This window comes from Sinorhizobium americanum, from assembly GCF_001651855.1.
Classification (GTDB): Bacteria; Pseudomonadota; Alphaproteobacteria; order Rhizobiales; family Rhizobiaceae; genus Sinorhizobium; species Sinorhizobium americanum.
Map to the genome: position 1 here is coordinate 211553 of NZ_LNQC01000045.1, position 26888 is coordinate 238440.

Annotated in this window: 28 protein-coding genes and 2 tRNA genes; 20 read left to right on the forward strand and 10 right to left on the reverse strand. The window is 62.8% G+C overall.

The features are described 5' to 3' along the window. Nucleotides 1-146: 146 nt before the first annotated feature. The 4 genes from ATC00_RS09430 (at nt 147) to ATC00_RS09445 (ending at nt 4007) form a co-directional block, all read left to right on the forward strand. Complete coding sequence (locus ATC00_RS09430) at nt 147-1334, forward strand: polysaccharide biosynthesis/export family protein (protein WP_037378440.1); 1188 nt, start codon at nt 147-149, stop codon at nt 1332-1334. A 226-nt stretch (nt 1335-1560) separates the two neighbouring features. Further along, entirely contained in the window at nt 1561-2160 is a 600-nt protein-coding gene (gene pncA / locus ATC00_RS09435; protein ID WP_064252606.1) for a bifunctional nicotinamidase/pyrazinamidase, read from the forward strand. A 66-nt stretch (nt 2161-2226) separates the two neighbouring features. Further along, complete coding sequence (gene pncB, locus ATC00_RS09440) at nt 2227-3531, forward strand: nicotinate phosphoribosyltransferase (RefSeq protein WP_064252607.1); 1305 nt, start codon at nt 2227-2229, stop codon at nt 3529-3531. 263 nt (nt 3532-3794) lie between these two features. Then, the gene (locus tag ATC00_RS09445) at nt 3795-4007 is read left to right on the forward strand and encodes a hypothetical protein (RefSeq protein WP_037378445.1); all 213 of its coding nucleotides are present in this window, start codon (nt 3795-3797) and stop codon (nt 4005-4007) included. Nucleotides 4008-4144: 137 nt separating this feature from the next. Here ATC00_RS09445 and ATC00_RS32900 read toward each other — a convergent pair whose 3' ends face one another. Beyond that, on the reverse strand, nt 4145-4291 hold the full coding sequence (locus ATC00_RS32900; RefSeq protein ID WP_082912172.1) for a hypothetical protein: 147 nt from the start codon (nt 4289-4291) through the stop codon (nt 4145-4147). A gap of 251 nt (nt 4292-4542) precedes the next feature. Between ATC00_RS32900 and ATC00_RS09450 the strand changes: the two genes are divergently transcribed. After that, a complete protein-coding gene (locus tag ATC00_RS09450) occupies nt 4543-6807 on the forward strand; it encodes a PBP1A family penicillin-binding protein (RefSeq protein ID WP_064252608.1) in 2265 nt (754 codons plus the stop codon). Nucleotides 6808-6984: 177 nt separating this feature from the next. Here ATC00_RS09450 and ATC00_RS33355 read toward each other — a convergent pair whose 3' ends face one another. Both ATC00_RS33355 and ATC00_RS09460 read right to left on the reverse strand, forming a co-directional pair. Continuing rightward, nucleotides 6985-7191: a hypothetical protein gene (locus ATC00_RS33355; RefSeq protein ID WP_050988378.1), complete on the reverse strand. Its 207-nt coding sequence runs from the start codon at nt 7189-7191 to the stop codon at nt 6985-6987. A gap of 599 nt (nt 7192-7790) precedes the next feature. After that, nucleotides 7791-7865, reverse strand: a tRNA-Thr gene (locus ATC00_RS09460). Nucleotides 7866-8124: 259 nt separating this feature from the next. Here ATC00_RS09460 and ATC00_RS09465 point away from each other — a divergent pair. The 10 genes from ATC00_RS09465 (at nt 8125) to ATC00_RS09510 (ending at nt 14241) form a co-directional block, all read left to right on the forward strand. Continuing rightward, nucleotides 8125-8343, forward strand: a complete 219-nt coding sequence (locus ATC00_RS09465) for a hypothetical protein (RefSeq protein WP_037378450.1) — start codon at nt 8125-8127, stop codon at nt 8341-8343. 158 nt (nt 8344-8501) lie between these two features. Continuing rightward, on the forward strand, nt 8502-9794 hold the full coding sequence (murA, locus tag ATC00_RS09470; RefSeq protein WP_064252609.1) for a UDP-N-acetylglucosamine 1-carboxyvinyltransferase: 1293 nt from the start codon (nt 8502-8504) through the stop codon (nt 9792-9794). Between the two features lie 158 nt (nt 9795-9952). After that, nucleotides 9953-10393: a DUF2948 family protein gene (locus ATC00_RS09475; protein ID WP_064252651.1), complete on the forward strand. Its 441-nt coding sequence runs from the start codon at nt 9953-9955 to the stop codon at nt 10391-10393. A 33-nt stretch (nt 10394-10426) separates the two neighbouring features. Continuing rightward, entirely contained in the window at nt 10427-11731 is a 1305-nt protein-coding gene (hisD, locus tag ATC00_RS09480; protein ID WP_064252610.1) for a histidinol dehydrogenase, read from the forward strand. Continuing rightward, nucleotides 11728-12204, forward strand: a complete 477-nt coding sequence (locus tag ATC00_RS09485) for a UPF0262 family protein (RefSeq protein ID WP_064252611.1) — start codon at nt 11728-11730, stop codon at nt 12202-12204. Before hisD ends, ATC00_RS09485 begins: the two co-directional genes overlap by 4 nt. A gap of 11 nt (nt 12205-12215) precedes the next feature. Next, on the forward strand, nt 12216-12668 hold the full coding sequence (locus tag ATC00_RS09490; protein WP_037378459.1) for an arsenate-mycothiol transferase ArsC: 453 nt from the start codon (nt 12216-12218) through the stop codon (nt 12666-12668). Nucleotides 12669-12855: 187 nt separating this feature from the next. Next, nucleotides 12856-13074 (forward strand): translation initiation factor IF-1, encoded by a 219-nt coding sequence (gene infA / locus ATC00_RS09495; RefSeq protein ID WP_014327290.1) that lies wholly within the window; start codon nt 12856-12858, stop codon nt 13072-13074. Nucleotides 13075-13115: 41 nt separating this feature from the next. Beyond that, entirely contained in the window at nt 13116-13736 is a 621-nt protein-coding gene (locus ATC00_RS09500) for a Maf-like protein (protein ID WP_037378465.1), read from the forward strand. Between the two features lie 6 nt (nt 13737-13742). Beyond that, nucleotides 13743-13955 (forward strand): DNA gyrase inhibitor YacG, encoded by a 213-nt coding sequence (gene yacG, locus ATC00_RS09505; RefSeq protein ID WP_037378468.1) that lies wholly within the window; start codon nt 13743-13745, stop codon nt 13953-13955. A gap of 210 nt (nt 13956-14165) precedes the next feature. Then, a tRNA-Phe gene (locus tag ATC00_RS09510) sits at nt 14166-14241 on the forward strand. A 255-nt stretch (nt 14242-14496) separates the two neighbouring features. Here the strand turns inward: ATC00_RS09510 and ATC00_RS09515 are convergent. Beyond that, nucleotides 14497-15522, reverse strand: coding sequence for a GlxA family transcriptional regulator (locus ATC00_RS09515; protein WP_234782265.1), 1026 nt, complete (start codon nt 15520-15522; stop codon nt 14497-14499). Between the two features lie 176 nt (nt 15523-15698). Here ATC00_RS09515 and ATC00_RS09520 point away from each other — a divergent pair, with 176 nt between their 5' ends. From ATC00_RS09520 to ATC00_RS09530, 3 genes are all read left to right on the forward strand, one after another. Beyond that, complete coding sequence (locus tag ATC00_RS09520; protein WP_064252613.1) at nt 15699-16694, forward strand: ABC transporter substrate-binding protein; 996 nt, start codon at nt 15699-15701, stop codon at nt 16692-16694. A 108-nt stretch (nt 16695-16802) separates the two neighbouring features. Continuing rightward, on the forward strand, nt 16803-18788 hold the full coding sequence (locus ATC00_RS09525; RefSeq protein ID WP_064252614.1) for an oxidoreductase: 1986 nt from the start codon (nt 16803-16805) through the stop codon (nt 18786-18788). A 136-nt stretch (nt 18789-18924) separates the two neighbouring features. After that, nucleotides 18925-19452, forward strand: a complete 528-nt coding sequence (locus ATC00_RS09530) for a DUF4334 domain-containing protein (RefSeq protein ID WP_064252615.1) — start codon at nt 18925-18927, stop codon at nt 19450-19452. A gap of 68 nt (nt 19453-19520) precedes the next feature. On the opposite strand, the gene ATC00_RS32770 is transcribed toward ATC00_RS09530, so the two are convergent. The 3 genes from ATC00_RS32770 to ATC00_RS09545 form a co-directional block, all read right to left on the reverse strand. Then, nucleotides 19521-19775, reverse strand: coding sequence for a hypothetical protein (locus ATC00_RS32770; protein WP_037378479.1), 255 nt, complete (start codon nt 19773-19775; stop codon nt 19521-19523). 58 nt (nt 19776-19833) lie between these two features. Then, nucleotides 19834-20043 carry a cold-shock protein gene (locus ATC00_RS09540; RefSeq protein WP_037378482.1) on the reverse strand — a complete coding sequence of 70 codons (210 nt, stop codon included), beginning with the start codon at nt 20041-20043 and terminating at the stop codon, nt 19834-19836. Between the two features lie 681 nt (nt 20044-20724). Further along, nucleotides 20725-22101 (reverse strand): S8 family serine peptidase, encoded by a 1377-nt coding sequence (locus ATC00_RS09545; RefSeq protein WP_064252616.1) that lies wholly within the window; start codon nt 22099-22101, stop codon nt 20725-20727. A gap of 135 nt (nt 22102-22236) precedes the next feature. Here ATC00_RS09545 and ATC00_RS09550 point away from each other — a divergent pair, with 135 nt between their 5' ends. Next, nucleotides 22237-22779: an RNA polymerase sigma factor gene (locus ATC00_RS09550; protein ID WP_037378486.1), complete on the forward strand. Its 543-nt coding sequence runs from the start codon at nt 22237-22239 to the stop codon at nt 22777-22779. Continuing rightward, nucleotides 22776-23567 carry an anti-sigma factor gene (locus tag ATC00_RS09555; RefSeq protein ID WP_064252617.1) on the forward strand — a complete coding sequence of 264 codons (792 nt, stop codon included), beginning with the start codon at nt 22776-22778 and terminating at the stop codon, nt 23565-23567. Before ATC00_RS09550 ends, ATC00_RS09555 begins: the two co-directional genes overlap by 4 nt. Nucleotides 23568-23603: 36 nt before the next feature. On the opposite strand, the gene ATC00_RS32515 is transcribed toward ATC00_RS09555, so the two are convergent. From ATC00_RS32515 to ATC00_RS09570, 3 genes are all read right to left on the reverse strand, one after another. Then, complete coding sequence (locus tag ATC00_RS32515; RefSeq protein ID WP_156877927.1) at nt 23604-23969, reverse strand: hypothetical protein; 366 nt, start codon at nt 23967-23969, stop codon at nt 23604-23606. 127 nt (nt 23970-24096) lie between these two features. After that, on the reverse strand, nt 24097-24810 hold the full coding sequence (locus ATC00_RS09565) for a DUF6065 family protein (protein WP_064252618.1): 714 nt from the start codon (nt 24808-24810) through the stop codon (nt 24097-24099). Nucleotides 24811-24880: 70 nt separating this feature from the next. Then, nucleotides 24881-26674 carry a cation:proton antiporter domain-containing protein gene (locus ATC00_RS09570; RefSeq protein ID WP_037378491.1) on the reverse strand — a complete coding sequence of 598 codons (1794 nt, stop codon included), beginning with the start codon at nt 26672-26674 and terminating at the stop codon, nt 24881-24883. Nucleotides 26675-26888: the final 214 nt, after the last annotated feature.

Sequence of the window (26888 nt, forward strand, 5' to 3'; positions counted from 1 at the left end):
TTCCGAATATTTTGGCCCGCTTCACGGCGGGTGACTTGTTGTGGGACGGCGATTGTGCTTTTCAGGGTCCGGCGGATTCCTGCCGGGAAGAATGCGGCGCAGATTTTTGAACGGAATCATCGCTGTGCCGAATACGGAGTAACCTAGTGAAACGAGTGACTGCCCTTCTGCTTTGTACCGCGCTTGCGGGATGTCAGGCTGTACCGGGCGAGGGGCCCCTGACCAGCGATATCGTCGCAGAGGCCGGCCAGTCGGGATCGCAGATCGGCAGGAAGAACGCCACCGTTTTCGACATCATTGATATCGACGGCCAGTCCGCGCGGCTCGTTTCCGAATATGTGGCGACGACGCTGAGCCGCCGCTTCGGCATCGGCGGTGGCGTCGGCCAGGTGGTGATCGGCGTCGGCGACCAGCTGAAGGTCACGATTTTCGAGGCGGGCAGCGACGGGCTGTTTTCCACAACGGAATCGAAACAGACGAGCATCGATCTCGTCGTCCAGCCGGACGGCAAGGCGGCGATCCCCTATGTCGGCTCCGTCCGCTTCGCCGGCCTGACGCTGGAACAGGCGCGCCAAGCGATCCTCGACGCGCTGAAGCAGAAGGCCGTCGAGCCGGACGTCATCGTCACCTCGACGTCGACCGCCTCGCGCATCGTCACCGTCTCGGGCGCTGTCGGCCGCCCGTCGGTGGTGCCGCTCAATCTGGTCAGCGAAACCATCAACGAGGTGATCGCCAAGGCCGGCGGTCCCTCGGCGCAACCCTACGAGACCTATGTCACGCTGGTGCGCGGCAAGAAGACCGGAACGGTTCTCCTGAAGTCGATCATCGAGAGCCCGTCGGAAAACATCCATGTGAAGCCGGGCGACCAGATCTTCGTCACCCGCGACCCGCGCACCTTCACCATCCTCGGCCAGGTGCGTGCCAACCAGCGGGTTGAATTCGGCGCCAACGACCTGAACCTGCTGGAAGCGGTGGCGCTCGCCGGCGGTGGGTCGGATCGGACCATCGATGCGAAGGGCTATTTCGTCTTCCGTTACGAGGAGCCGGACATCGTCATGAGCCTGCTCGGCCGGGAGCGCTTCAACACCATGCTGAGCAAGGGCATGAAGCCCGACAGGGTCGGCCGCTATCCGATCGTCTACCGTTTCAACATGACGAACCCGGACAGCCTGATCGTCGGGCAGACCTTCCCGATCAAGAACCGCGACGTCATCTACGCCTCGCGGCATCCCTCGGTCGACATCACGAAGTTCATGGAGTTCATCGCCCGGCCGATCGGGATCGCGAATTCCGGCGTCAACGTGGCCGACAATATCAACGATCTCAACAATTGATGGTCGCGCGGGGGGAACGACACCCCCTGCGGGCCACGCTTCCCGCGAACGAAGCGGCACCGCGCCGCCGCTAACATCCATTGCCTTGATCGCTTGCGTTCAATCGCGCCGAAGCGGCAGCGGCCGGCGAACATGCTTGCCGCCCCGCGCGTTCTGTGATTGATCTTGCAGGATTAAATCGATTTGCCGGTCGCCAATATTGGTCGGCTATCGCGAGGAGTGGCCCATGGCTGAAGACGCCTTGATCGTCATCGACATGCAGAACGATTTCTGCCCGGGGGGCGCGCTTGCCGTGCCGGGCGGCGATGAAATCGTGCCGATCGTCAACCGTCTGATCGAAGCGGCGCCGCACGTCATCCTGACCCAGGACTGGCACCCGGCCCGCCATTCGAGCTTCGCTTCGAGCCACCCCGGCAAGGCGCCCTTCCAGACGGTGACGATGCCCTATGGCGAACAGACGCTCTGGCCGGATCACTGCGTCCAGGGAAGTTCGGGAGCCGATTTTCATCCCGGCCTGCGATGGACGACGGCGGAACTGGTGGTGCGCAAGGGCTTCCGCACCGGGATCGACAGCTATTCAGCCTTCTTCGAGAACGATCACCTGACCCCGACGGGACTAGCCGGTTACCTGCGCGAGCGCGGCATCGCCAAGGTGTCGCTCTGCGGTCTGGCGACCGATTTCTGCGTCGCCTACTCGGCGCTCGATGCGGTCGCTGAGGGCTTTTCGACCTCCGTCGTTCTCGCCGCCTGTCGCGGCATCGATCTGAACGGATCGCTGACCGCGATGACCAGGCGCATGCGCGAGGCGGGCGTTGAACTGATCTAGCCGCGGCGGAGCAGGATCAATCGATCGCGACGGCCCCGTGACGATCCAGAAGGAGCGAAGTCTCAGATGCCAAAGACCGATATCGCGCGGCGGGTCTATAACCACACCTGGAAGCTCGACCCGATCGTCCGCAGCCTGTTGGATACGGATTTCTACAAGCTCCTGATGCTGCAGATGATCTGGCAGCTCTATCCGGATGTCGACGCGACCTTCTCGCTGATCAACCGCACCAAGACCGTGCGGCTTGCCGAAGAGATCGACGAACAGGAGCTGCGCGACCAGCTTGATCACGCCCGCACGCTGCGCTTCACCAAGAAGGAGATGATCTGGCTCGCCGGTAACACCTTCTACGGCCGCAAGCAGATCTTCTCGCCGGAGTTCCTCTCCTGGCTCGCCAAGTTCCGCCTGCCCGAATACGAGCTGTCGCGCCGCGGCGGCCAGTTCGAGCTGACCTTCCGTGGGCGCTGGGTCGAGACCACCATGTGGGAGATCCCTGCTCTGGCGATCATCAACGAGCTGCGCTCCCGAGCCGCGATGAAGGGCCTCGGCCCCTTCACGCTCGACGTGCTCTATGCGCGCGCCAAGGCCAGGATGTGGTCGAAGGTCGAGCAGCTGCGGCACTATCCGAACCTGCGCATTTCCGACTTCGGCACCCGCCGCCGGCACAGCTTCCTGTGGCAGCGCTGGTGCGTGGAGGCACTGAAGGAAGGCATCGGCGCCTCTTTCTCCGGCTCGAGCAACGTGCTTCTCGCCATGGACAACGATCTGGAGGCGCTCGGCACCAACGCCCACGAACTGCCGATGGTGGCCGCCGCACTTGCCCGCGACGACCGGGAGCTCGCCGCCGCTCCCTACAAGGTCCTGCAGGACTGGAACCAGCTCTATGGCGGCAATCTGCTGATCGTCCTGCCGGATGCCTTTGGAACCGCCGCCTTCCTGCGCAACGCCCCGGACTGGGTGGCGGACTGGACCGGCTTCCGGCCCGACAGCGCCCCGCCGATCGAGGGCGGCGAGAAGATCGTCGCCTGGTGGAAGAAGATGGGCCGGGACCCGCGCGACAAGCTGTTGATCTTCTCAGACGGGCTCGACGTTGACACGATCATAAAGACATACCGCCATTTCGAGGGGCGCGTGCGCATGAGCTTCGGCTGGGGCACCAACCTGACGAACGATTTTGCCGGCTGCGCGCCGACCGAGATCAGCGGCCTCAACCCGATTTCGATCGTCTGCAAGGTCAGCGAAGCCAACGGCCGTCCGGCCGTCAAGCTCTCGGACAACCCGTTAAAGGCGACCGGCGACCCGGCCGAGGTGCAGCGCTATTTGAAGTTCTTCGGAACGGAGGATTTCGTCGAGCAGAGCGTCCGGGTGTGAGGACAATCCCAAAAAAGAAACCGGCCGGGCCGGTTTCAAGAAGGAGAATTGCGATTGTCCACCATCGCGGGTTTATACTAAGGATTGAAACCTTAAGCTTCCGTTATCGCGGGACGCCAAGCCAGGCATACGACGCGCAGCGATCGAAAAGCGGCACCCGGATGTCGCAATAATATGACTTATTGGGGTCCCTCACTATTTTCTTGTATTTCCCCCAGAATACCCCATGATGCGCCCATTGAGGTACACCTTGGGAGGGGTTCGTGCGTCAAGCCTATTCGCCTGATGACGTCGACGTCATGCGCGGAGCACTGGATGTCTGGTGCGCCCTGCACAATGTCGGCAAGGATGGAGCAGAGGCCAACAGAGCCGCCCGGCGCATCCTCGACTTGATGGACAGGAGGAAGTGCTCCTGCGACGAGCTGCTTGCTCAGCTCGGAGATTTCCGGCCGGAGCCGCGCCAACGCGCCTTCTAAAAACAAGCGACAGCATCATCCGAGGTTCTGCGCGGCTGGTCCCGTTTGACGGAGCGCTGTGCACGGAGGCGTGCGTTTGCGCCGCCCGAGTGGCGAGCCGAGCGCGCGGGATGATGCATCGCGTTGCCCGTCGATCGTTACCGCGGGATCGACGAGGTGATCTCGCCGGAGATGGCGGCGTTCGCCTGTATCCTGTGCTGCGTTAGCGCGACATGGAGAATGCCGGATACTACGATCGACACGACGAGAACGGCGATGGTGGCGCCGAGCCCCGATTTGATCATCCCCATGTCCTCCAGGAAGGCGTGAATTGCCGCTCCGGCTGTCAAAGCGCGAAATGGAGATATTCCTGCGGCGGCGACCCGGCTGTTCCCCGAGTAACGGTGGATATGGTTAACGATGTCTTCACGGGGTTCGGCGGGCGGTCTGCAACAATCATGCGGCGCCACCATGTTTTGGACATGTTTCTGGCAACCACTCGCCGGCCAATGCGTTCCCTGCGAACGCAGGGTGATATTCTTGATCGAGAGCTTGGATGGCGCAAAGCGATGCCGCGTCGAAGATTGACCCCGACAGTCAGGGGCCGGAAGAAACCGAGCCGAGCCGAGATCACCCGGACCGTTCGGAAGGCGCAGCATTCTCAAAAACCAGAAGAGCACTCGCCGGGCTCGGCCGCGCTCTGACGAGACTTGGCCGGGCGCTCGGCGAGGAAGTGCCCGTCGCGGCACGTCGAGCCGGTGAAAAATCACGTGCCGCCGCACTTGCCGCCTTGGATCGGCTGAGGCGGCCTTCGAGCGGCAATGGCGAATCCTCCGCTCTGGCGGAGCGCCTGCCGAGGCATTGGTTTAGGGCGCGGCGAGGCGCCGCAACTGAAGACCGCCCAGCCACACCGAAGCGTCCGGCTGGCCGGCGCGCAATCCTGCTGCGGAGCGCAGCGGCGGCGGCCGTGGCGTCGTTCGTGTTGCTGGCCGTCGTCTTCGCCTGGGCGCTCCGCGACGTTCCCTGGAACGAAATCGCCAAAGGCTCGCTGAAGCCGGTCGTCGTGCTGGAAACCGCCGACGGCAAGCCCCTGGTGAGTCAGGGGCCGTTTCAGGGATCCTATGCGGCACGTGCCGATTTTCCGCCGCATCTCGTCGAGGCGGTGCTCGCCAGGGAGGACCGGCGCTTCTACGAGCATTCCGGCATCGATTTGAGGGGCATCGCCCGGGCGGTCTACACCAATCTCGGTGCGGGGGAGGTCGTGCAGGGCGGCAGCACCATCACCCAGCAGCTGATCAAGATACTCTATCTCGAGCGCGACCGCACCTGGAAGCGCAAGATCCAGGAGGCAGTGATCGCCTTCTGGCTGGAGCGCAAGCTCGGCAAGGACGAGATACTCACCCGCTATCTGAACAATATTTATCTCGGCGCCGGCGCCACCGGCGTGCCGGCGGCGGCGCGGATCTATTTCGACAAGGAGGTGCAGGCGCTTTCGATCGGCGAGTCGGCGATGCTGGCGGCGATCATCCGGGCGCCATCGCAACTCAATCCGCTCACCAATCCGGAGGGCGCCCGGCAGCAGGCGGAGCTGGTCCTCGATGCGATGGTGAAGGGCGACAGGATCACCCAGGAAGAGGCGAAGGTCGCCCGCGCCGACTTCGGCAAACTGCAGCCGACTAGTCCTGCGGTCCGCTCGGGAAGCTGGTTTGCCGACTGGATCATGCAGGATGCCCGCGAGCTCGCCGGCCCCTATCGCGGCACGATCAAGGTGAGGACCACCATGGTGCCACGGCTGCAGGCGATCGCCGAGAAGGTCGTCGCCGATGCGCTGCGGCGCGAGGGCGGCAAGGCGGGCGTCTCGCAGGCCGCCCTAGTGGCGATGACCCCGCAGGGTGCCGTCGTCGCCATGGTCGGCGGCCGCGACTATACCAAGAGCACCTTCAACCGCGCCTTTTCGGCGATGCGCCAGCCCGGCTCCGCCTTCAAGCTGTTCGTCTATTACGCCGCGCTGAAGCGGGGGCTGACGCCGTTCGACCCGGTGGAGGATGCTCCGATCGAGATCAACGGCTGGTCGCCGGAAAATTTCGGCGGCGGCTATAGCGGCGTCGTCAGCATCGCTGAAGCCTTTGCCCGCTCGCTGAACGCGGCGACGGTGGCGCTGGCGATGGAGGTCGGCATCGACGAGGTCATCGCCTCGGCCCGGGAACTCGGCATCGACGCCAAGCTTGCCGACACGCCGAGCCTCGCGCTTGGTTCCTCGGAGGTGAACCTGCTCGACCTCACCGGCGCCTATGCTTCCGTCAGGGCGGGCCGGGCGCCGATCGAGCCCTGGGGCATCGAGTCGCTCCATGCCGAGGGCCAGCCGCAGGCCTTCCGCGTCGGCCCTTCCAGGGAGGCCACCACCGATATCAGCCAGTACCGATCGGATCTCGTTTCGCTCTTGCGGCTCGTCGTCGAGCGCGGCACCGGCCGCGAGGCCGATATCGGCATGCTCGCCGCAGGCAAGACCGGCACCAGCCAGAACCACCGCGACGCCTGGTTCGTCGGCTTCACCGAACCACTGATCGTCGGCGTCTGGGTCGGCAACGACGACGAAACGCCGATGAAGGACGTCACCGGCGGCAAGCTGCCGGCGCGGATCTGGAAAAACTTCATGACCGCGGCACTGGCCGAGGGCACTCCGCAGGAGCCGGGTGCACAAGTGGCGGGCTCGGCGCCAGCTTGCAACTTCCGCGCCTGTGCCAGGGCGTATCGGTCGTTCCGACCGGATGATTGCACGTTCCAGCCGTATTACGGACCGCGGAGGCTTTGCGAGAAGTAGAGATCGAAGGGCGGCGCAGTGCCGTGCCTGAAGTGTCTTCGGTCGGTTGAGCTTCTTCTGTGCGCCCAAGTCCAAAGCTCAGAAGACTGATCGTGTCCAGGTGGGGTGAGGCAGTGAAGCTTAGTGCAGTCTTCCGTGTTGAGAAGGTGTCACGACACTTCGCTAATCGACGCGCGATCATGCGCTACGCTCTGTCTCGCTTCCCTCGTCCAATTCCTGGATTGGCAGAAAGCCGTATCCGTGTAGCCACTCGCGAATGATGAGTCGGATTATCGATTCTCGCGTCATCTCAAGCAATTCGCAGGCGAGGACGAGCGCCAACTCCACGTCGTCGTCATCGAACGTCCGCCTATCCACGTTTTCGGTGTGAACCATTGTCGCCATGACTGCCCCTACTACTACAACCTCACAGACTAAAGGTTCTCACAGCACACGTTACAGTCAAGGATTACGGGCCCCTTCAAAGGGGTAGAATATGCCGCTAAGCCGTTGGAAAAATTGGGCTAAGACCTTTGTCGCGGTCTCCTAAGACTAAGGTCCTAAAGTCGCGTGCGCGCGGGCACCCTCAAGTCGCCGAGGCAACAGGCGACCTATTGAACGCAGTCAAAGCCAATAAGGCCGGGCGGGCAAAGCGGCGCTCACACGGGACGGGCCCAGAGGCGCGGAGCTAACCCGAGTCCCAGAGCTGCCGGAGGGTACACGGCGATGCTCTGGGCCCCGCGTGGCCCACACCGGAGGGGGATTATTCTCCGACGTGGTAACTGCGCATTTTGCTCCCCCGTTGGCCTTGAGAAAATCTCCCAAATCGGCGGAAAGTACATCTTGCGGGCTGCTCAATGTGCGTCCTGGCACATGCGAATTACTGAGGGACCCGGCGGGAACCTTTTGCGCGACAATACGTTATCCGGAATCGCTCCGCTCATCCTGGCCTCAACCCGGGAGCCGTGCCGCTCTGCTAAATACGATGATTTTATTGAGAAAACTGGTGCTGCTAGAGAGATTTGAACTCTCGGCCTCTCCCTTACCAAGGGAGTGCTCTACCCCTGAGCTATAGCAGCATCCGGCGGCGTTTCGAGTACGCCGCAGCAAGCGAGGGGCCTATTGCCATAGCTTGCGGGAGAGCGCAAGCCGCATTTCGAAGTTTTTGGTCGGGTTGGGACATGCCGGCATGCGGCAGGCCCGGTATCGGATCGCAAATGCCGCTGGTTTCAATAGTTTGGGCTAGATCGTGGCTGAAAATTCGCCTTTGTTTTTTCGCATTTCTCTCGGTCCGAAATCCTCTTGCTGCTTCCGGGGCGCCCGCTTTTGCGCTAATCCATGATCATGCAGAACGACGACGACAAGGAGCGCGCGCCGGGGCCGCGAAGCGGCGGGCAGAAGGGCGTGAACGAAGCCGAGGCGCGGCGCCAGCGGCTGGCGAAGACGCTGCGCGACAATCTCCAGCGCCGCAAGCAGCAGGCGCGGGCCCGCCGGGCGGGCGACGCCGACGAGACATCCGGGCTGCCCGCCGCAAAATCGGACGAATCGGGAGACTAGTAATCGGCGGGGATAAACCGCCTGCTTCGCTCGGCTCCCGCCATTCCTGTCGACTTTGCATTTCAAGGCACTTCTAATTTCCCGGCATCTCCACTAAGAGACGCCCTTCAGAACACCGGATTTTAAGAAAGCGGGCGGCGCCCCGTGCGAGAGGTCTCATGGATCGCATCAGGATCGTAGGCGGAAATCAACTTCAGGGGGTCATCCCCATTTCCGGCGCCAAGAACGCTGCTTTGCCGCTGATGATCGCATCGCTCCTGACCGACGATACGCTGACCTTGGAAAACGTGCCGCATCTCGCCGATGTCGAGCAGCTGATCCGGATCCTCGGCAATCACGGCGCCGATATCTCCGTCAACGGCCGCCGCGAGCGCCAGGGCGAGAGCTACGCCCGCACCATCCATTTTACCAGCCGCAACATCGTCTCGACCACGGCGCCCTATGAGCTCGTCTCGAAGATGCGCGCCAGCTTCTGGGTCATCGGGCCGCTGCTTGCCCGTGAAGGCAAGGCGCGCGTCTCGCTGCCGGGCGGCTGCGCCATCGGCACGCGGCCGGTCGATCTCTTCATCGAGGGCCTGGCGGCGCTCGGCGCCAACATCGAGATCGACGGCGGCTACGTCAACGCCACGGCGCCGGAAGGCGGGCTCACCGGTGGGCGCTACGTGTTCCCGAAGGTCTCCGTCGGCGCCACCCATGTGCTGATGATGGCGGCGACCCTTGCCAACGGCATGACGGTGATCGGCAATGCCGCCCGCGAGCCCGAGGTCGCCGATCTTGCCAAGTGCCTGAACGCCATGGGCGCGAAGATCACCGGTGCCGGCACCGGCACGATCACCATTGAAGGCGTGCGCTCGCTGTCGGGCGCCCGCCACCGGGTGCTCCCCGACCGGATCGAGACCGGCACCTATGCCATGGCGGTGGCGATGACCGGCGGTGACGTGATCCTCGAGGACACGGAGGCGAGCCTGCTCGATACCGCGCTTGAAGCGATCCGCCGCACCGGCGCCGAGATCAGCGAGACGAACAGCGGCATCCGCGTCGTGCGCAATGGCGCCGGCATCCGGCCGGTCGATATCGTCACGGATCCCTTCCCTGGTTTCCCGACCGACCTGCAGGCGCAGTTCATGGGCCTGATGACCAAGTCGAGCGGCGTTTCCCACATCACCGAGACGATCTTCGAGAACCGCTTCATGCATGTGCAGGAACTGGCGCGGCTCGGCGCGAAGATTTCGCTTTCCGGCCAGACGGCGAAGATCGAAGGCGTCAGCCGCCTGAAGGGCGCCCCGGTGATGGCGACTGACCTGCGCGCTTCCGTCTCGCTGGTCATCGCCGCACTTGCCGCCGAGGGCGAGACGATGGTCTCGCGCGTCTACCATCTCGACCGCGGCTTCGAGCGGCTCGAGGAAAAGCTGACGCGCTGCGGCGCCCATGTGGAACGCGTCAGCGACTGATCGCTGCTGCATGTCGCCCAAGAGTGTGTGCCGGTTTTGGGATAACGACATGCACAAAAACAGATCACGCGCCTGACCGTTGCGGTTTCGGGCGCAACGTCTTATGTCCTTGATGATTGCGGTGCAAAAGTCGGCGCCGGGCTACAGGGATGGATCGCATGGATGCTTTGAAGCTGCTGGCGCTCGACGAGGAAGACCTGGGGGTCGTTTCCGCTCATGTGCAAGACGCAGTCTTCAAGGTGGCCGGCATTCATTATGATCCGCGCCGGCGCCAGTTTTCCCTCGTCGTCAACCGCTTCGTCTGGGAAAAGGCGGAAGGCAAGCGCAGGAGCTTCGAGCGGCGCCGCGCCCTGCTGCTGTTCAAATGCGTCAGCGCCGTGCGCTCGCTCGGCTTCGACCGGGCCGATATGGAAGCGGTGCTCGATCTGCTGGCCTTGCGCTTCCTGGTCAAGGGGGAGGGGCCGGAGGGAACGGTCGAGATCGTGCTTGCCGGCGATGCCTCGCTCGCGCTCGATGTGGAATGCATCGAGGCGCAGCTTGCCGATACCGGCGGGGCATGGGAAACCGCGTCCAAGCCGCGCCATCCCGAAGGCGACTGAGCAGAGCGCCGCACCACCAAGAGGATCATCGCATTGGCAATCCGGTTGAATTTTCTCGACAGCGGCTTCGAACGTGACTTCGCCGCCTTCCTGACAACCAAGCGGGAGGTCTCCGAGGACGTCAACGCCGTGGTGCGCGCCATCATCGACGACGTGCAGGCCCGTGGCGACGCGGCGCTCGCCGACTATTCCGCCCGGTTCGACGGCGTGGATTTCAGCGTCGCGCCCATGGCGGTCAGCCCGGCCGAGATCGATGCGGCGATCGACGCGGTCGCGCCGGAGGTGCTCGGCGCCCTCAAGGTTGCGGCGACCCGCATCGAGGCGCATCACCGCCGGCAGGTGCCGAAGGACGATCTCTACGAGGATGCGATGGGCGTCGGCCTCGGCTCGCGCTGGACGGCGATCGATTCGGTCGGGCTTTACGTTCCGGGCGGCACCGCCAGCTATCCGAGCTCGGTGCTGATGAACGCGTTGCCGGCCAAGGTCGCCGGCGTGCCGCGCATCGTCATGGTCGTGCCGACAAGGGGCGGTGCGATCAACCCCGCGGTGCTGGCGGCGGCAAGGCTCGCCGGTGTCGAGGAAATCTATCGCATCGGCGGCGCACAGGCGATCGCGGCGCTCGCCTACGGCACTGAGACGATCGCGCCAGTGGCGAAGATCATGGGCCCCGGCAATGCCTATGTGGCGGCCGCCAAGCGGCAGGTCTTCGGCACGGTCGGCATCGACATGATCGCCGGCCCCTCCGAGGTGCTGGTGATCGCCGATGGCGACAACGATCCGGATTGGATCGCCGCCGATCTGCTGGCGCAGGCCGAGCACGATGCCGGCGCCCAGGCGATCCTGATCACCGATGACGCCGCCTTCGGCGCGGCGGTCGAACAGGCGGTTGAGCGGCAGCTGAAGACGCTGCCGCGCGCCGAGACGGCGGCGGCGAGCTGGCGCGACTTCGGCGCCGTGATCCTCGTGCCGGATCTCGACAAGGCCGTGCCGCTCGCCAACCGGCTCGCCGCCGAGCATCTCGAGCTGGCCCTGGCCGATCCGGACTCGATGGTGCCGAAGATCCGCAATGCCGGCGCCATCTTCATCGGCCGCCATACGCCGGAGGTGATCGGCGACTATGTCGGCGGCTCCAACCATGTGCTGCCGACGGCGCGCTCGGCGCGCTTCTCCTCTGGCCTCGGCGTGCTCGACTATATGAAGCGGACCTCCATTCTCCGGCTCGGGCCCGAGCAGCTGCGCATTCTCGGCCCGGCGGCGATCGCGCTTGCCAAATCGGAAGGGCTGGAGGCCCATGCCCGCTCGGTCGCCATCCGCCTCAATCTTGAGGACGCCGGATGAGGGCGGACCGCAACTTGCGCCTCTGCGATGTCGTGCTGGACGAGACGATCGGCCGCTCGACGCCGGACGTCGAGCACGAGCGCGCGGTTGCGATCTTCGATCTTTTGGAAGAGAACCTGTTCGAGCCCGTCGGCCACCCGGGCGGGCCTTATCGGCTCAACCTGTCGCTGCTCGACTCGAAGCTCGTCTTCGCCATCTCGACCGATGGCGGCGATGCGGTTGCCACCCATATTCTGTCGCTCACCCCCTTTCGCCGCATCGTAAAGGACTATTTCCTGATCTGCGAAAGCTATTACGAGGCGATCCGCACGGCCACGCCGAGCCAGATCGAGGCGATCGACATGGGCCGCCGCGGCATTCACAACGAGGGCTCGCAGACGCTGATGGATCGGCTTTCCGGCAAGATCAGGCTGGATTTCGACACGGCGCGGCGCCTCTTCACCCTGGTCTGCGTGCTCTATTGGCGCGGCTGACGGAGGCGGACATGAGCGGCATCGCCTCGCCCGGATCGAAGATGCCTCGCTCGATACTCTTCATGTGCGGCATGAATGCGATCCGCTCGCCGATGGCCGAGGCGCTGGCCAAAGCTGCCCTGCCGAAGGGCACCTATGTGGCCTCGGCGGGCGTCCGGCAGGGCGAGCGCGACCCCTTCGTCGACGTCGTTCTCGACGAGATCGGTCTGTCGATCGGCCGCCATCAGCCGCGCACGCTCGAAGAACTCGAAGACGATTATTTCGATGTGATCGTCACGCTGGCGCCGGAGGCGCACCACAAGGCGCTGGAACTGACCCGCTCGATGGCGGTCGACGTCGTCTACTGGCCGACGCCGGACCCCACGGTGGCGACCGGCACTCGCGACCAGATCGTCGGCGCCTATCGCGCCGTCAGAGACCACCTCGCCGGCCTGATTGCCAGCCGGATCGCCGGCCGCGAGTAGGTCGGCTGAAGGCCAACGCGGTTCGCTTCAGCGTCGATGAACCCGGTAGCGGCAGCGCAGGGTAGAATTCAAGAAAAAACGGGCATCAAGGCGGGTTCACAAATCCATGGCGATTGTGTAGTTTCCGGCAAATTTTTCAAGGATGCGTGGCGCATCCGCTCTTGAACATGAGAAAGCATCATCCTTTATGGCGAAAGAAGAAGTCCTCGAATTTCCGGGCGTGGTCACCGAATTGCTTCCCAACGCGACCTTCCGCGTAAAGCTGGAGAACGACCATGAGATCATCGCCCACACGGCCGGCCGCATGCGCAAGAACCGCATCCGCGTTCTCGCCGGCGACAAGGTGCTGGTCGAAATGACCCCCTACGACCTGACCAAGGGCCGCATCACCTACCGCTTCAAGTAAGCGTTAGCGGCGGTAACCTCCGGGATTCGCGGCTCGTTTCCATGACAGTCACCCAAAAGCTGATATTAGCCTCCGGATCACCGCGTCGCGTCGAGCTCTTGGCACAGGCGGGCATCGAGCCGGCGCGCCTGCTGCCGATGGACCTCGACGAGACGCCCAAGCGCGCCGAGCACCCCCGCTCGCTCGCCCGCCGGCTTTCCGCCGAGAAGGCCAAGGCGGCGCTGGCGGCGATCAAGGGCGAGCCGGGCTGGGACGGCAGCTATATTCTCGCGGCCGACACGGTCGTCTGCGTCGGCCGCCGCATCCTGCCGAAGCCGGAGCTCGTCAGCGAAGCCTCGAGCGCGCTGCATCTGCTCTCCGGCCGCAGCCACCGCGTCTATACCGGCATCTGCCTTGTGACGCCGGATAGGACGCTCCGCCAGAAGGTGGTCGACACGAAGGTGCGCTTCAAGCGCCTTTCCGGGCTCGACATCGAGAGCTATCTGGCCTCCGGGCAATGGCGCGGCAAGGCCGGTGGCTACGGCATCCAGGGCATCGCCGGAAGTTTCGTCGTCAAGCTCGTCGGCTCCTATACCAATGTGGTAGGCTTGCCGCTCTACGAGACCATCAATCTCCTCATCGGCGAGGGGTACGACGTCCACGGTCGCTGGCTGGAAGGCTGAAGGCAGGTGAGTGGCGAAGGCAAGAAGAAGAGCTCGAATGTCGAGCCCCTGCGCCCGACGCGGCCCTGCCCGGAATGTGGCCGCCCGTCGGTGCGCGAGCACTATCCCTTCTGCTCCGAGCGCTGCCGCAACGTGGACCTCAACCGCTGGCTTTCCGGATCCTACGCCATCCCCGTCGCCGACGACGAGTCGAAGGCCGACGACGGCGAGGATCACTGACGGCGCGCCGCAAGGCGCCGAAGCACGGCTCCGATCCTGCTGAATCCCTTTGCTTTTCACGGCTTTTCCACGCCCCCGGGATTTCCTTCGAAAAAGAGTCATTTGGTGCTGGACACCGCCGAACAAGATGCTATAACCCCGCTCGCTTCCGGGGCGAACCAAGCGCCCCGACGGTCTTCGAAAGCGAAGGCCGCTGCCAAAAGGCAGGATGCCCGGATAGCTCAGTTGGTAGAGCAGCGGATTGAAAATCCGCGTGTCGGTGGTTCGAATCCGCCTCCGGGCACCATTCAGCTCCTTGCCCAGCCCGGAGACATAGGTAACAGTTGGCCCCTGAGACATGGGTGACAATCTCGTGTCGAACGGATTGTCAATGGTTTGCAAAGTCCTCCACTCAGATCGATATACCCCAGGTCATATCGCATGAAGCTGACGAGCCAAATTCCATCGTCGACATGGCACGAAGCGGACCGCTCATGCGTGACTGGCAGCAAGTCCGTGATGGCGCGTCGCGCTGCATGGTAGTCAATCGGCCCTGGCGGCGTTAGCGCACGCCAAAGTGCCGGTGGAACCTCCGCAGCTTTGCGGGCGTGACATGATAGGAGCGCTTGAACCAATGGACGAAGTGGGCGCAGTCCGTGAAGCCGCATTCATACGCGATCTGCGCGATGGAGCGATCGCTGTTGAGCAGTAGCCATTTCGCGGCCTTCAAGCGCATCTGCCGCCAATAGCGGGCAGGAGAAACCTGCAGATGCCTCTGGAACAGACGGCAGAGTTCGCGTTCCGATGTGCCGACGCTCGCTGCGATCTGGGCGATGGAGCAGAGCTCATACATCTTCTGGCGCATGATGCCGATTGCGTTCACGACGCGCCGGTCCTCGCACTTAAGGCCGAGGTCGAGTCCCTCGGTGACTTTCATTTTGTCGAAGCCGAGGTCTCCGAGAAGATAGTGGAAAGCCTTGTGGACCCGGGACTCGCCGCAGGCTTCGGCAACCAGGTACATGGCGAGATTGATGGCGGCCAAGCCTCCTGGCGAGGTAATGATCGTGCCGTCTCGAACGACCGGCATGTCCGTTATCGGCGTCACCTCCGGGAAAGACTGGCGGAGCATGCCGGCCAGCGAGAAATGTACCGCACATCGCTTTCCCGTCAGGAGTCCGGCCTCAGCCAGAACAAAACTTCCCGCGCAGCTTCCGACGAGCGGAATCCCCTGACGATCCGCGGCAACCAGGAAGTCGTAAAGGGCCGGGGATGGCTTTTCCGCGCTGTGGAGAATTCCTCCGTGCACGACGATGTAGTCGTAGTCCGCCGGATCGCCGAATATCCTGTTCGGATGCACCCTCATGCCGCAGCTCGCGGTGATGGGCGCTTCGTCATGGGACAGAAAATCCCAGGTGCAATAGATCTGCCGGCTGAAATCGCTTTCGTCTCCGGCGAGGCGCAGGAAATCCACGAAGCAGGCAAGCGGCATCAAGGTGAAGTTCGGGGTTGGCACGATGCCGACGCGAAGCGGCGTTTCGACAAGCGGAGGCGGTTTGCTCGGGCCGAGGTCTGAATAGTCGCGGTGCAAAGGAACGGCCTCCACTTTCCATATTAATTGTCCGAAACATACAATACAGGACGGCGCCACACAAATAGCCTCGGTTCGCACGGGAGAAGCGGAAGCGATGATCAGAAGTCCCGGAAAAGACCAGATCGCTCCGCCCGCCCAGCTTGATGCAACACGAAACCTCAAGGGGAGCGAGCATGAGGAATCTTCTGGCATTTGCGGTGATGGGCGTCACCGCGGGACTGGCTTCGGCGGCGAACGCAGAATGCGGCACGGTCACCGTCGCGAATATGAACTGGCAAAGCGGCGAACTGCTGGCGCATGTGGACAAGTTCGTCCTGGAGCACGGCTTCGGTTGTCAGGTCGACTTCGTGCCCGGCGACACCGTGCCGACGATCACGTCCATGGTCGAAAAGGGGGCGCCTGACATTGCGGGCGAGGCCTGGGTGGACCTCGTCCCGGAAATCGTGAAACGAGGAACCGCGGAAGGTCGAATTGTACAAATCGGACAAGCCCTGTCGGATGGCGGCATTCAGGGCTGGTATGTTCCGAAGTACATCGTGGATGCAAATCCGCAGATCAAGACGGTCGACGACGCATTCGCCCATCCCGAACTCTTCCCGGATCCCGAGGATGCCTCCAAGGGAGCCGTATTCAACGGTCCGACCGGCTCGGGCGGTTCGGTCGTCAGCGCGCAGCTCTTCAGAGCCTATGGCGGGCCGTCGAAGAGTTTCAACCTTGTCGATCCCGGTACGCAGGCGGGCCTCGATGGCGCGATGGCCAAGGCAAACGAGCGGAAAGAAGGGTGGCTCGGCTACTACTGGTCGCCGACGGCTCTTCTCGGAAAGTACGCTATGGTGCGGCTGGAGGCTGGGGTGCCGCATGATCCCACGGAGTGGAAACGGTGCAACACCGTCGCCGATTGCCCAGATCCCAAGAGGAACGAATGGCCGAAGGACAATGTCGTCACCCTCGTCACGAAGAGGCTGGCCGATGGCAGTCACCCTGACGTGGCGGCCTATCTCAGCAAGCGCTCGTGGGACAACCAGACCGTCAGTTCCGTCATGTCCTGGATGACGGACACGCAGGCGAACGGTGAAGAAGGTGCGGTCCATTTCTTCAGGGAGCATCCCGACCTTTGGAAGTCGTGGCTTCCGGCCGAGATCGCCGGGAAGATTGAAGCTGCCCTCTAAACAGATGAGAACGGCGCGGACCTGGAAGGGTCCGCGCCGTTTTCGCTACCGCACGGTCCGCCGGGGTCCCGCAAGGCAGCCGCCACTTCACTCGCATGAGATGCCAAAATGACGAGCAGATTTCCCAGGATTTTCTCCGAAATTGCCCTTGGTCCCCATAGACTTAGAAACAGGGTCGTTTTCGGCGCGCACACGGCGAATATGTCCGAGAACGGCCTGCCCGGCGACCAGCACATCGCCTATTATGTGGAGCGTGCGCTGGGCGGGGCGGCCATGATCGTGGTGGAGCCGATGCCGGTGCACCCGGCGACGGTTCTCACCCGTGGCAACTTTCGCACTTGCGACGACACGGTCATTTCAGCCTTCCGGAAGCTGACCGATGCCGTCAAGCAGCACGGCGCGGTCGTCCTCCAGCAGCTCTACCACGTCGGCAGCCATGGAGACTCCGATCTTTCCTACCATGCTCATTGGTCTCCGTCCGGCGGGCCGAGCTATCACGACAGCGACGGTTCCCACGCCATGACCGAGGGGGAGATTGAGGAAACCATCGAAGCTTTCGTCAGCGCAGCGCTCCGCTGTCAGGCCGCAGGCTTCGACGGGGTCGAGGTCTGGGCGGCCTATGGCGGCCTGGTCGATCAGTTCTGGACGCCGTTTTACAACAAGCGTGAGGATCGATGGGGCGGGGCACTTGCCAACCGCATGCGGTTCTCGCGAGAGATCCTCAGCCGCATCAGACGACGCTGTAACCCGGATTTCATCGTCGGCCTGACCGTCAGCGACGAGCCGGGCTGTCCCACGGCTCTCACGCGCGACGAGCTTGCGGAGATCGTGGCCAGGCTCGATGAGGATGGGCTTATCGATTACGTAACCTGCGGCTCGGGCGGATATTTCGACTATGGCAGCTTGATGCCGACCTTTCTTTATCCCGAGCGCCTGGGAGCGGAGTTGTCTGCGCGCCTGAAAGCGGTGGTAAACCACGCCCTGGTTGTTGCCGAGAGCCATATCCGCACGCCGGAAAACGCCGAGATCACCCTCGGCGAGGGGGCCGCGGATCTCGTTTCCATCGTGCGTGGCCAGATCGCCGATCCTCATCTCGTCAACAAGGCGGCCGCCGGCGCGCCGGAGGATATCCGCGGCTGTCTCTCCTGCAATCAGATGTGCTGGGGCCGCCGGTCGCGCGACTATTGGATCAGCTGTCTGATCAATCCTTCGGTCGGCAGGGAGGCTGAGTGGGGCGGGGACCGCCTGCGTCCGGCCGAGCGCTCGAAATCCGTACTCGTCGTTGGCGGCGGGCCCGCCGGGCTCGAAGCGGCGCGGGTCGCGGCGGAGCGGGGGCATAAGGTTGTCCTCGCCGAGGCCGCGGATCGACTTGGCGGCGCGTTCCGTCTTGCGGGCGAACAGCCGCGCCGCGCGCAAATCCTGGATCTCTTCCGTTGGTACGAGGTTCAGTTCGAAAAGCTCAGCGTAGAGGTGCGCCTGAACACTTACATGGAAGGCGCCGATGTCGCGGCTCTCGGTGCCGAGGCGGTCATACTGGCAACGGGGTCGCTGCCGTTGGAAACCGGGTTTCAGAAAGCCCTGCCGGACCGGCCGAACCTCCCCGGATTGCAGGAGGGGAACGTCTTTTCTGCCGAAAGCGTCATGGCGCGTGAGGCAAGACCGGGCAGCCGGGTCGTGCTGCTCGACGAAACCGGCGGTTGGAAAGGATGCGGTACGGCATGGAAACTCGCCGAACAGGGCCATCAGGTTCTGTTCGTAACGCCGGATGCACTCGTCGGCAAGGAGCTGCAGCGCACATCGGCCGACGTGCCGTTGCGCCGGACCTTGAAGAAACTCGGCGTCGAATTCTTTACGGAGACCAGTGTTGACAGTTGGCAGGGGGATTCCGCTGTGTTGATCTCACATCTGACGGGAACGACCCAGACCGTTGTCGCCGACAGCCTAGTCGTCGCATCGACGAACACGGCCGCCAACTGGCTGGCGCGCGAGCTTGCTGACTTGGGAATACCCTTTATCGAGGTCGGCGATGGGGTGGCGCCGCGGCAGGCTCCCTTCGCTTTCTATGAGGGGCGCGTGGCGGGCATGAATCTCTAGGCGCTACCGCTACCGCGTTCCCGCTGCTCGACCGCGCGAATTCGCACGCATGTCGGGGTCGTCTTGTTTGTCGAGACGAACGGCAAGTTGGTAAACCAGCCGGACCCGGAGCGTAAGAGCAAGGAAGGTTCATCCGGTGAGCGATGAGCAGACAGCGGTTGACGCGTTTCGAAGCTTGCCGGCGGTCGAGCCGCACGAGCTTGTCGGGCTCTGGAGGGGGCTTGGCATTCCGACTGGCCACCCGCTCGATGGCGTGCTGGAAAACCTCGGATGGTTCGGCAAGCGTTTCAGGCCGGATATGCGCGTCGATGCGCTGTTGTTTCGCGTCGGACAGCGGCTCATCGCCATCGATCCGGCGAGAATACCGCTTCGTCTGGCGCTTCGTTTCCAAAACATCGGCAGGATGGGCGCCGCGAGACACCTGTTTTCGTGCCTCCAGCGCGGACTTCGGGCGAAAGGCCCGGTGGCCCTGTTGAGGACCATGCCGTTTGACGGCGTGGCGAGTGCCGCCATCGTCTATGACCACCAGCCGATCGTCGACTATTTTCGCCGGATCGACAAGCAGAGGATCATGGGAGCGATGACGATCAGCGGTGACGACCGGATCTACTTCTTCGAACTCGAGCGAGTGGATGAACCTTTACAGCGCCACGCGTCCAATTAGACGCGCAAAGGTCACGGTAGCACTTTGAATTACTGCCAGCTGAATAGCTGCCCCGTGGCAGTAATCATCTATCGCCGAGCATCTGTTTTCGACGACTGCTTTTTCGTGCGCGGTCGCCCGGCTGCTGCAGGGCGTTCGCCAAGCTCGGCCTCGGCTGCATCCCTCTCCAACCTGAGTTGTCTCAGTCGGGCCGTTTTCTTCTCTCTCGCCAATGCTTCCTGTTCCATGATTGCCCGACAGGCGAGAGTTGCCTGATCGACAGCGTGGTTCGAGGCGACTTTCTTGCTCGGCTTGAACGGATCACTTCGGCCAACATCTTTCATTGCCTTCTCCTTCGTGAGGTCAGGAACGCTGAAGCCCAGGTCATCTCGACGGGCGACATCAAAGTGCGCGAAGGTTGTCCGCAGAACTCTTGCCCGACCTGCGGTCCTGAGTGATTTCGAAACTTACCTTTTGGCCGTCTTTGAGAGTGGAGAGACCGGCACGCTCGACCGCCGAAATATGCACGAAGACATCCTGACCGCCGTCATCCGGCTGGATGAAGCCAAAGCCCTTGGTGCTGTTGAACCACTTTACCGTTCCAGAAGCCATGTAGCGTCCTTTTCAACCGTCAGAGACCATCGCCCCAGGGCGATCCGAGAAAGCCAATCTTTTCATGAAGTCGCGATCGAGTGCAACGGAATAAGAGTAGGGTCACTCGTCAATTGCTTAGTACCAGCGTCCCCGGCCGTACCAGCCGCCGCCCAATAGAATGAGAACAAGGACGATGATTAAGAGCGTCGTGATATCCATCGCGGTCTCCTGAAGTACATGGTCGACTTCACCGCGCTTGACGGTGGGTACTTCGATTGACGGAAACGTCCAAGCACGAAGGTTTGTTCCATGCTCGGGAGTGGAGGCTTGACCGGAGTGCCCGGCACTTGGCTGCAGCCGTCTGTTGCCAAGGGACTTTATTGAACTCACACTGCTTGAGCAGAGAAGGGCCCAGCCGAGGGGCGGGGCCCTTCATTTGAAATGATTGAAAATATCAAGTATCAATCGGCGAAGGACAAAGGAATATTCTTTATCAAGAAAACATACTCGAGAAAATTACTTGATAACGCCTGGAAGATTTTTCCTTGCAAGAAGGAGATTACACAATAATAGGCACATATCAATAAAAAATTAGGGGATTATTTTAAGTCATACTGGGGCGCGAGAATGCGAGCAGCCAACGTGTAGTGACGACGGATACCCTTGGTCGCGCAATCTGCTGCAGAGCGGGCAAGTGCTCTAAGAAGCTTTTTCGCAGAGCGACCGCGCGTTCAGGAGACCCCAGCCGAAGACTGGATCCTTGCCCGGATCGCCGAGGTCTTCGACGTTGCCGGCGAGCCTCTCGCGGATCGGCGCGGGGCCGAGTGCCGGTTCCGACGCCTTCATCAACGCCACCGCGGCGGTGACGAAAGGTGCGGCGAAGGAGGTGCCGGTTTTCGGACGGGCTCCGCTGATCGACGCCGCTGTCCAGACGGCCACACCGGGAGCAGCGAAGTCGATGTGGTCGCCGCGTCCGGCGCGCCTGTAAGGTCGCTTGCTCTTGTCCGTCGCCGTCACGGCGATGACCTCTTCGTAAGCGGCGGGATAGACCGGCTCCGCTCTCGGGCCGCCATTGCCGGCGGCGGCCACCAGGATGATGCCGCGTTCGCTCGCCTTCTTCACCACCTGTTCGAGCAGCCGATTGGGCGGGCCGGCAAGGCTGAGATTGATAAGCTGCACCCGACGCGCAGCAAGGAGGTCGAGAGCACGCACCAGATCGAAGGCGCCGGAGCGGTCGTCTTGCCTCGTGGCCCGGTAAAATGCATCGACGGCGATCAGGTCCCCGCCCGGAATGAGGCCGGGTGTGCGGCTCGTCGCGGACCCGACGAGCAGAGCCGCGATGGCAGTGCCGTGCTGCTTCCCCGACTGAGGAAACCGTTCATCGGCAAGGCGGATGATTTCGATATCGCTTCCTTCGAAGGCGTCGTGCTCGGGGTTGATCGCAGTATCCACGAGGCCGATCGTTACGGCGCCGCTGCAAGCGCTCGGTCGATCGTCAGCCGAGGGCCAGCCGATGACGCTGCGCGCCAGGCAGTCGCCGTGCGCGCAATGCTCTGCGGCCCGTTCCGGGCGGAAGTAATGGTTGAAGTCGATGCTGGCCTCTGGCGCAAGGGTCTGCGCCCGCGCTCTCGCGGCGTCCAGTGTCATCCTCGCGGGGATGCGAAGCTTGACGATTTCGCTGTCGAGCATCGTCACCGTGCCGCGGTCGACGACCTCGAAGCCCGCTTCGGCCAGCTGCGTGAGTTGGGCGGCGCTGAAGCCGAAACCGAGGATCTCATCCGGCGCTCGTGTCGGTACGGCGGGTGCGGCAGGCGCACGCCGGGCGCTGCTTCGGCGTGGAAAGAAGCCGCGGAAGGGGAGCAGGTTCCTGCCGCCGTTCCACCCCGCGCCGGACCGGTAGGATCCGGAGCGCCCGGATCTGCTGCCTCCGTCATCGCCGTCGTCATCGTCGGCCAGGGCCGTTTTAGCACCGAGAATTTCCAACTTCGTTCCGCTGCCGGAAACCATGATGTCGCCGGCGACGAAGGCTATTGCCGTAAGGGACATGACCAGAATTTCTTTCAGCGTGGTCACCATCTCAAAACCTCGATCTTGCTTGAAGCAGGAGAGTGCATTGCTTGGACAGACGGGCGGCTGCCTGTAGATTGAATGAGAACGGCTGAGTCGTCGATCTATTCCCATTTCTCGTCCAAATTGCGGAGTTTCGGAGTCATGAGCGATGCGGTGAAGGATGTCGGTGAACGCCTCATAGCGTTCCTGCCCAATCTGCGCCGCTTCGCCATATCGCTCTGCCGCTCGCGCGATGTCGCCGACGACCTCGTCCAGGCGGCTTGCGAACGGGCGCTGGCGAGCGCCGAACGCTTTGAGCCGGGTACGCGCTTCGACGCATGGATGTTCCGCATCCTCCGCAACCTGTGGATCGACCAAGTGCGCAGGCAGAAAACCGTGGGCATTCAGGACGATATCTCCGAACGCCATGACATTGCCGGCTCCTCCGGGGAGCGCGAAGCCGAGGCGCGGCTGACGCTCAAGACCGTGGCGGAAGCGATCGGAGAGTTGCCGGAGGAGCAGCGGGAGGTGCTCATCCTCGTCTGCGTGGAGGAGCTTTCCTATCGCGAGGCGGCCGATGTCCTCGACATCCCAATAGGTACGGTAATGAGCAGGCTGGCGAGGGCCCGCAAGAGTCTGGCCGAGACTGCGGGAATAACGGCAAAGACCGCACGTTCTCACGTAATGAAGGGCGTAGAGGGATGACCAGGACGGATTTCTCCGACGAGATATTGATGCGCTTTGCCGACGGCGAGCTCGATGTCGAGACCTCCGCTGAGGTCGAGCGGGCGATGGAAACCGACGACGAACTTGTCGCGCGGGTGGGCCTCTTCATCGAAACGCGTCAGGCGGCGAAGACCGCCATGAAACCGCTACTCGAAGAACCCTTGCCGGCCGAACTCAAATCCGCCGTCGAGAGGACGGTCGCGGAAAAGGCGTCGGCGCAGAGTGGATCGGCCCCCAGGGTGGTGTCTTTCCCGCATCGGGCCGCAAACGATCGGCGGATAAGCCGCTGGGCCGCACCCATCGCCGCCTCTGTTGTGGCCGTCATCGCCGGGTTCGGTGGATATTGGCTGGGCCGCGGTGGCGAAGCGACGCCATCTCATGTGCTGCCGCTCGCGGCTTTGAGCAAACCGGCGCTCGACGAGGCGCTCGTAACGGTCGCCTCCGGTGCCGAAAGGCAACTGCCGGGTTCCGACCAGCGCTTTCGGGCCATTGCGACATTCCGCGACAATGCACAGGCGCTCTGCCGCGAATTCGAAGTGGATTCGGCCGACCGCTCGACGGTGGTTTCCGTTGCCTGCCTTGCCGGCGCCGAATGGCGCGTGACTTTCGCCGTCGCCGCGCCAGGCGGCAGCGATGGCTATGCGCCGGCATCATCGCTCGAAACCCTCGACTCCTATCTGACGGCGATTGGCGCCGGGCAGCCACTCGAGACAGCGGAAGAAGCCAAGATACTCGGCGATCTTCGTCAAAAACGCGAAGCGAACTAAAAATTCGCGCCGTGGAATAGAGGCAGGCATCGCCCGTTACTCCATCGGACCGAGGAAACCGGTCCGGTCTAAATGAGGAGTAATTGGCATGATCAAGAATTGGGTAAATACCGCGCTCGCCGCCGGATTGGCGGCATTCGTGGGCTCTGCCGCCGAGGCGAGCCAGCACCCGCAGATCCTTCCTGACGGCGCCAGCTCGCAGAGGCAGAGCAGCCACGCGACCGGGCGCACGGACGGCGAGATCATCGTTGCCGGCAACAGTTCGTCCAACTCGAGTTCCAATTCATCGAGCAATTCCAGTTCCAACTCGTCTTCGAACAGCTCCTCGAATTCGAGTTCGAACTCCTCTTCGAACAGTTCCTCGAACTCCAGTTCGAACTCGTCCTCGAACAGTTCGTCCAACTCGAGCTCGAACAGCTCCGATCGGGACTATCGTCCCGGCAAGCTGTGGCGCGTGCGCTGAATACGCACGGCAAAGGAAGCGGGGGCCGGATGAATGCCGGCCCCCGCTCATTTATCTTGTAACGTTTCAACGAACAGCACGCGCCACCTTTCGGTACCACCCCTGACCGGCGATTGTGTTCCGGTAGATCGTCTCGCGCTCGACGGCCTCCCGTCTGGTCTCGGCGCGGATTTCCGCCGTCACGGCTGCATCCACGCGGCGAAACGGTATCACCTGAACGAGCGGCGTTCCCTTCTCGATGACATGGAGGCCATCCGGCGCCGTGGCGAAGAAGGGGAAGTGGATGTTTGCGGCGTAGGTATCGGTGTCGACGATGCCCGCCACGCATTCGAATGGCTGCCCCGGCCGGTTGAGCGGCGGCAGGAAAAGGCAGCTCCAGCCAGGCGGCGTTCGTATTGACCAGTAGTTGTGAAACTTGCAAGGGGGAGAGGGCTCGCGGGGATTTCCCGCCACCTGATGAGCCCCGTGATTGCTGACCATGACGCGGTCGAACTCCCAGCCTGCTTCGACACTGCGGCCGCCGTCCTTGATCTCCAACCTGACGGTGGCGGCGATCGGCAGAATCCACCCGGCGGCCATCGCATCGAGAAAAGGCATGCAGCGCTTGGCGGTCAGGCCATTGTTGCCGGTCGACAAGTGGTTTTTATCAATCGCCGGCAGCTTTCGGAACCAATCCGGCAGGGCCGACTTGGCCGGCACAGGCCGCGCGATGACGCCTTGGTCCTCCGGCCGGCAGAGAAAGCGCATGACCCGCGGTTCTTTCTGCAAAATATTCAACATCCCGGTTTCTCCAGTTTCGAGTGGCTCGGGAGAAACGGTGCGGCGCGACTTCTATTCCCTCGGCAGGATTCTATGCATCAGTCGGTTTTCCGACCGCGGAGGCCCGAATGGCATGGCGTTCCCTGCCGGTGCCGTCGATCGGTTGCAGCAACCTGCGAAATTCATCCCGTTTCTCGTGGATCGATGCGATCACGAGGCCCATTGGAATGCCGATATCGACGAGCACGGCTTGCGAGAGCTGCAGGCTTGCCTCGATGTTCTCCGGCACGGCATCCGTGACTTTCAGCTCGTACAATTCCGTCGCGTGCACCGCATCGCGCGCGCGGGCGACAATGGTCAGATCCGGCCGTTCGGATCGCGCAGCACGGACGATCGATTCGACCGCGTCGGGATTGTCTATGGTCACGACGAGGGCGCGGGCGCTTTGAATTCCGCATCGCCGAAGGAGCTCGATCCGGGTGGCATCGCCATAAAAGATCGTATCTCCGCGCGCTCGCTGTCTGGCGACCAGCGCGGGATCGGCATCGATCGCCAGGAATTTCAATTCATGCCGTGAGAGCATCTCGGCGACCAATTGCCCGACGCGCCCGTATCCGACGACGATCACACGCTCGGGATCGTCGTCATGCTGTGGCGTCAGCCCTGCGAACTGAGCTTCATCCATCCTGGCATATGCCGCACCTCGGCCGACGATGCGGATCAGCATCGGAATTCCGATCATCGTCAAGATTGCAGCGACCGTCGCCGTGGCGCCGGCTTCAGCAGGGACCACATTGCCCACTACAGCCGCACCGATAAGGATCAGCGCGAACTCGCCGCCGGGGCCTAGGATGATCGCCAACTCGCCGGCGCCTCGGTTCGACAATCCCATCAGGCGGGCGATGGGGAACAGGATGGCTGCCTTGATGGCGAAGAAGCCGATCGCGACACCAAGTGTGGGGATCGGGTTGGCAATGATTTCCGATAGGTCGAGGCGGGCTCCGACAGAAACGAAGAAAAGGCCAAGCAGAAGCCCCTGGAAAGGCTGGATCGTCACCTCGATCTGCCGGCGATACTCGGTTTCGGCCAAGAGCAGCCCGGCGATGAAGGCGCCGAGGGCCATGGACTGGCCGCTGAGCGCCGTGACAAGGCCGGAGCCAATCACGACCAGGAGGCATGCAGCGACGAACAGTTCACCGCTCTTTGTTGCGGCGACCAGCTTGAACAGGGGGCGAAGAACCAGACGGCCCAACCCGGCCATCGCGATCAGCGCCAGTGCGGCAGGCGCGAGCGCGTACAACAGGCCGGCGCCGAGCTCACTTCCTCCACGTGCACCCAGCATCATCACCATGAACAGGAGCGGCGCCACGGCGAGGTCCTGGAAGAGCAGCACGGCGAAGCCTGCGCGTCCAACCGTGGTGTTCAGCAGTTTGCGCTCAACAAGCGACGGCAGAATGATCGCTGTCGAAGACATCGCCAGCGCGCTGCCGAGCACGACCGCTGAAGCTGGCGTTTGGCCCAGAAGGCCCGCAACGCTTGCCAGAAGCGCTGTCGTGGCGAAAAGCTGCAATCCCCCCAGCCAGAAGACGAGCCTGCGCATCAGCAGCAAGCGGTTCCACGACAGTTCAAGCGCGATCATGAAGAGAAGGAACGCAACGCCGAACTCAGCTAGATGGGTGATCTGACCGACTTCCGTTATGGATATTGCCGAGAGCCACGGTACGTCTCTGGCAAGAGCTCCGAGACCGAAGGGGCCGAGCATGATGCCGGCGGCCAAAAATCCGAAGACCGGGCTCAATTTCAACCGCCCGAACAGAGGCACGATGACGCCGGCCGTCGCTAGAAACAGCAGGAGCTCCTTGTAATTTTCGGTTTCCGGCGTCATCGACAGCTCTCAACTTCCACGCCAGGCCGCACCAATTCCGATGCCGCATCCGCTCTCTTGACGATCCTACTCTCATTTCAGGTGGATAGTGTCGCCGCTGCGATAAGGAATGCCAACGCACGCAACGTATGCTCCGCGCCAGCCTGGCCTGCCGCTTTCAGCGAGCAGGAAAAGCGCTGCATGGCTGCGTTGTCCAGACTTTGCCCGTCTGGCT

Coding starts and splice junctions, on each gene's coding strand:
- pncA (WP_064252606.1), top strand. CDS start 1,561: ATGGCTGAAGACGCCTTGATCGTCATCGACATGCAGAACGATTTCTGC.
- pncB (WP_064252607.1), top strand. CDS start 2,227: ATGCCAAAGACCGATATCGCGCGGCGGGTCTATAACCACACCTGGAAG.
- ATC00_RS32900 (WP_082912172.1), bottom strand. CDS start 4,291: ATGATCAAATCGGGGCTCGGCGCCACCATCGCCGTTCTCGTCGTGTCG.
- ATC00_RS09450 (WP_064252608.1), top strand. CDS start 4,543: ATGGCGCAAAGCGATGCCGCGTCGAAGATTGACCCCGACAGTCAGGGG.
- ATC00_RS33355 (WP_050988378.1), bottom strand. CDS start 7,191: ATGGCGACAATGGTTCACACCGAAAACGTGGATAGGCGGACGTTCGAT.
- ATC00_RS09465 (WP_037378450.1), top strand. CDS start 8,125: ATGATCATGCAGAACGACGACGACAAGGAGCGCGCGCCGGGGCCGCGA.
- murA (WP_064252609.1), top strand. CDS start 8,502: ATGGATCGCATCAGGATCGTAGGCGGAAATCAACTTCAGGGGGTCATC.
- ATC00_RS09475 (WP_064252651.1), top strand. CDS start 9,953: ATGGATGCTTTGAAGCTGCTGGCGCTCGACGAGGAAGACCTGGGGGTC.
- ATC00_RS09485 (WP_064252611.1), top strand. CDS start 11,728: ATGAGGGCGGACCGCAACTTGCGCCTCTGCGATGTCGTGCTGGACGAG.
- ATC00_RS09490 (WP_037378459.1), top strand. CDS start 12,216: ATGAGCGGCATCGCCTCGCCCGGATCGAAGATGCCTCGCTCGATACTC.
- infA (WP_014327290.1), top strand. CDS start 12,856: ATGGCGAAAGAAGAAGTCCTCGAATTTCCGGGCGTGGTCACCGAATTG.
- ATC00_RS09500 (WP_037378465.1), top strand. CDS start 13,116: ATGACAGTCACCCAAAAGCTGATATTAGCCTCCGGATCACCGCGTCGC.
- ATC00_RS09520 (WP_064252613.1), top strand. CDS start 15,699: ATGAGGAATCTTCTGGCATTTGCGGTGATGGGCGTCACCGCGGGACTG.
- ATC00_RS09525 (WP_064252614.1), top strand. CDS start 16,803: ATGACGAGCAGATTTCCCAGGATTTTCTCCGAAATTGCCCTTGGTCCC.
- ATC00_RS32770 (WP_037378479.1), bottom strand. CDS start 19,775: ATGAAAGATGTTGGCCGAAGTGATCCGTTCAAGCCGAGCAAGAAAGTC.
- ATC00_RS09540 (WP_037378482.1), bottom strand. CDS start 20,043: ATGGCTTCTGGAACGGTAAAGTGGTTCAACAGCACCAAGGGCTTTGGC.
- ATC00_RS09545 (WP_064252616.1), bottom strand. CDS start 22,101: ATGGTGACCACGCTGAAAGAAATTCTGGTCATGTCCCTTACGGCAATA.
- ATC00_RS09550 (WP_037378486.1), top strand. CDS start 22,237: ATGAGCGATGCGGTGAAGGATGTCGGTGAACGCCTCATAGCGTTCCTG.
- ATC00_RS09555 (WP_064252617.1), top strand. CDS start 22,776: ATGACCAGGACGGATTTCTCCGACGAGATATTGATGCGCTTTGCCGAC.
- ATC00_RS09565 (WP_064252618.1), bottom strand. CDS start 24,810: ATGTTGAATATTTTGCAGAAAGAACCGCGGGTCATGCGCTTTCTCTGC.
- ATC00_RS09570 (WP_037378491.1), bottom strand. CDS start 26,674: ATGACGCCGGAAACCGAAAATTACAAGGAGCTCCTGCTGTTTCTAGCG.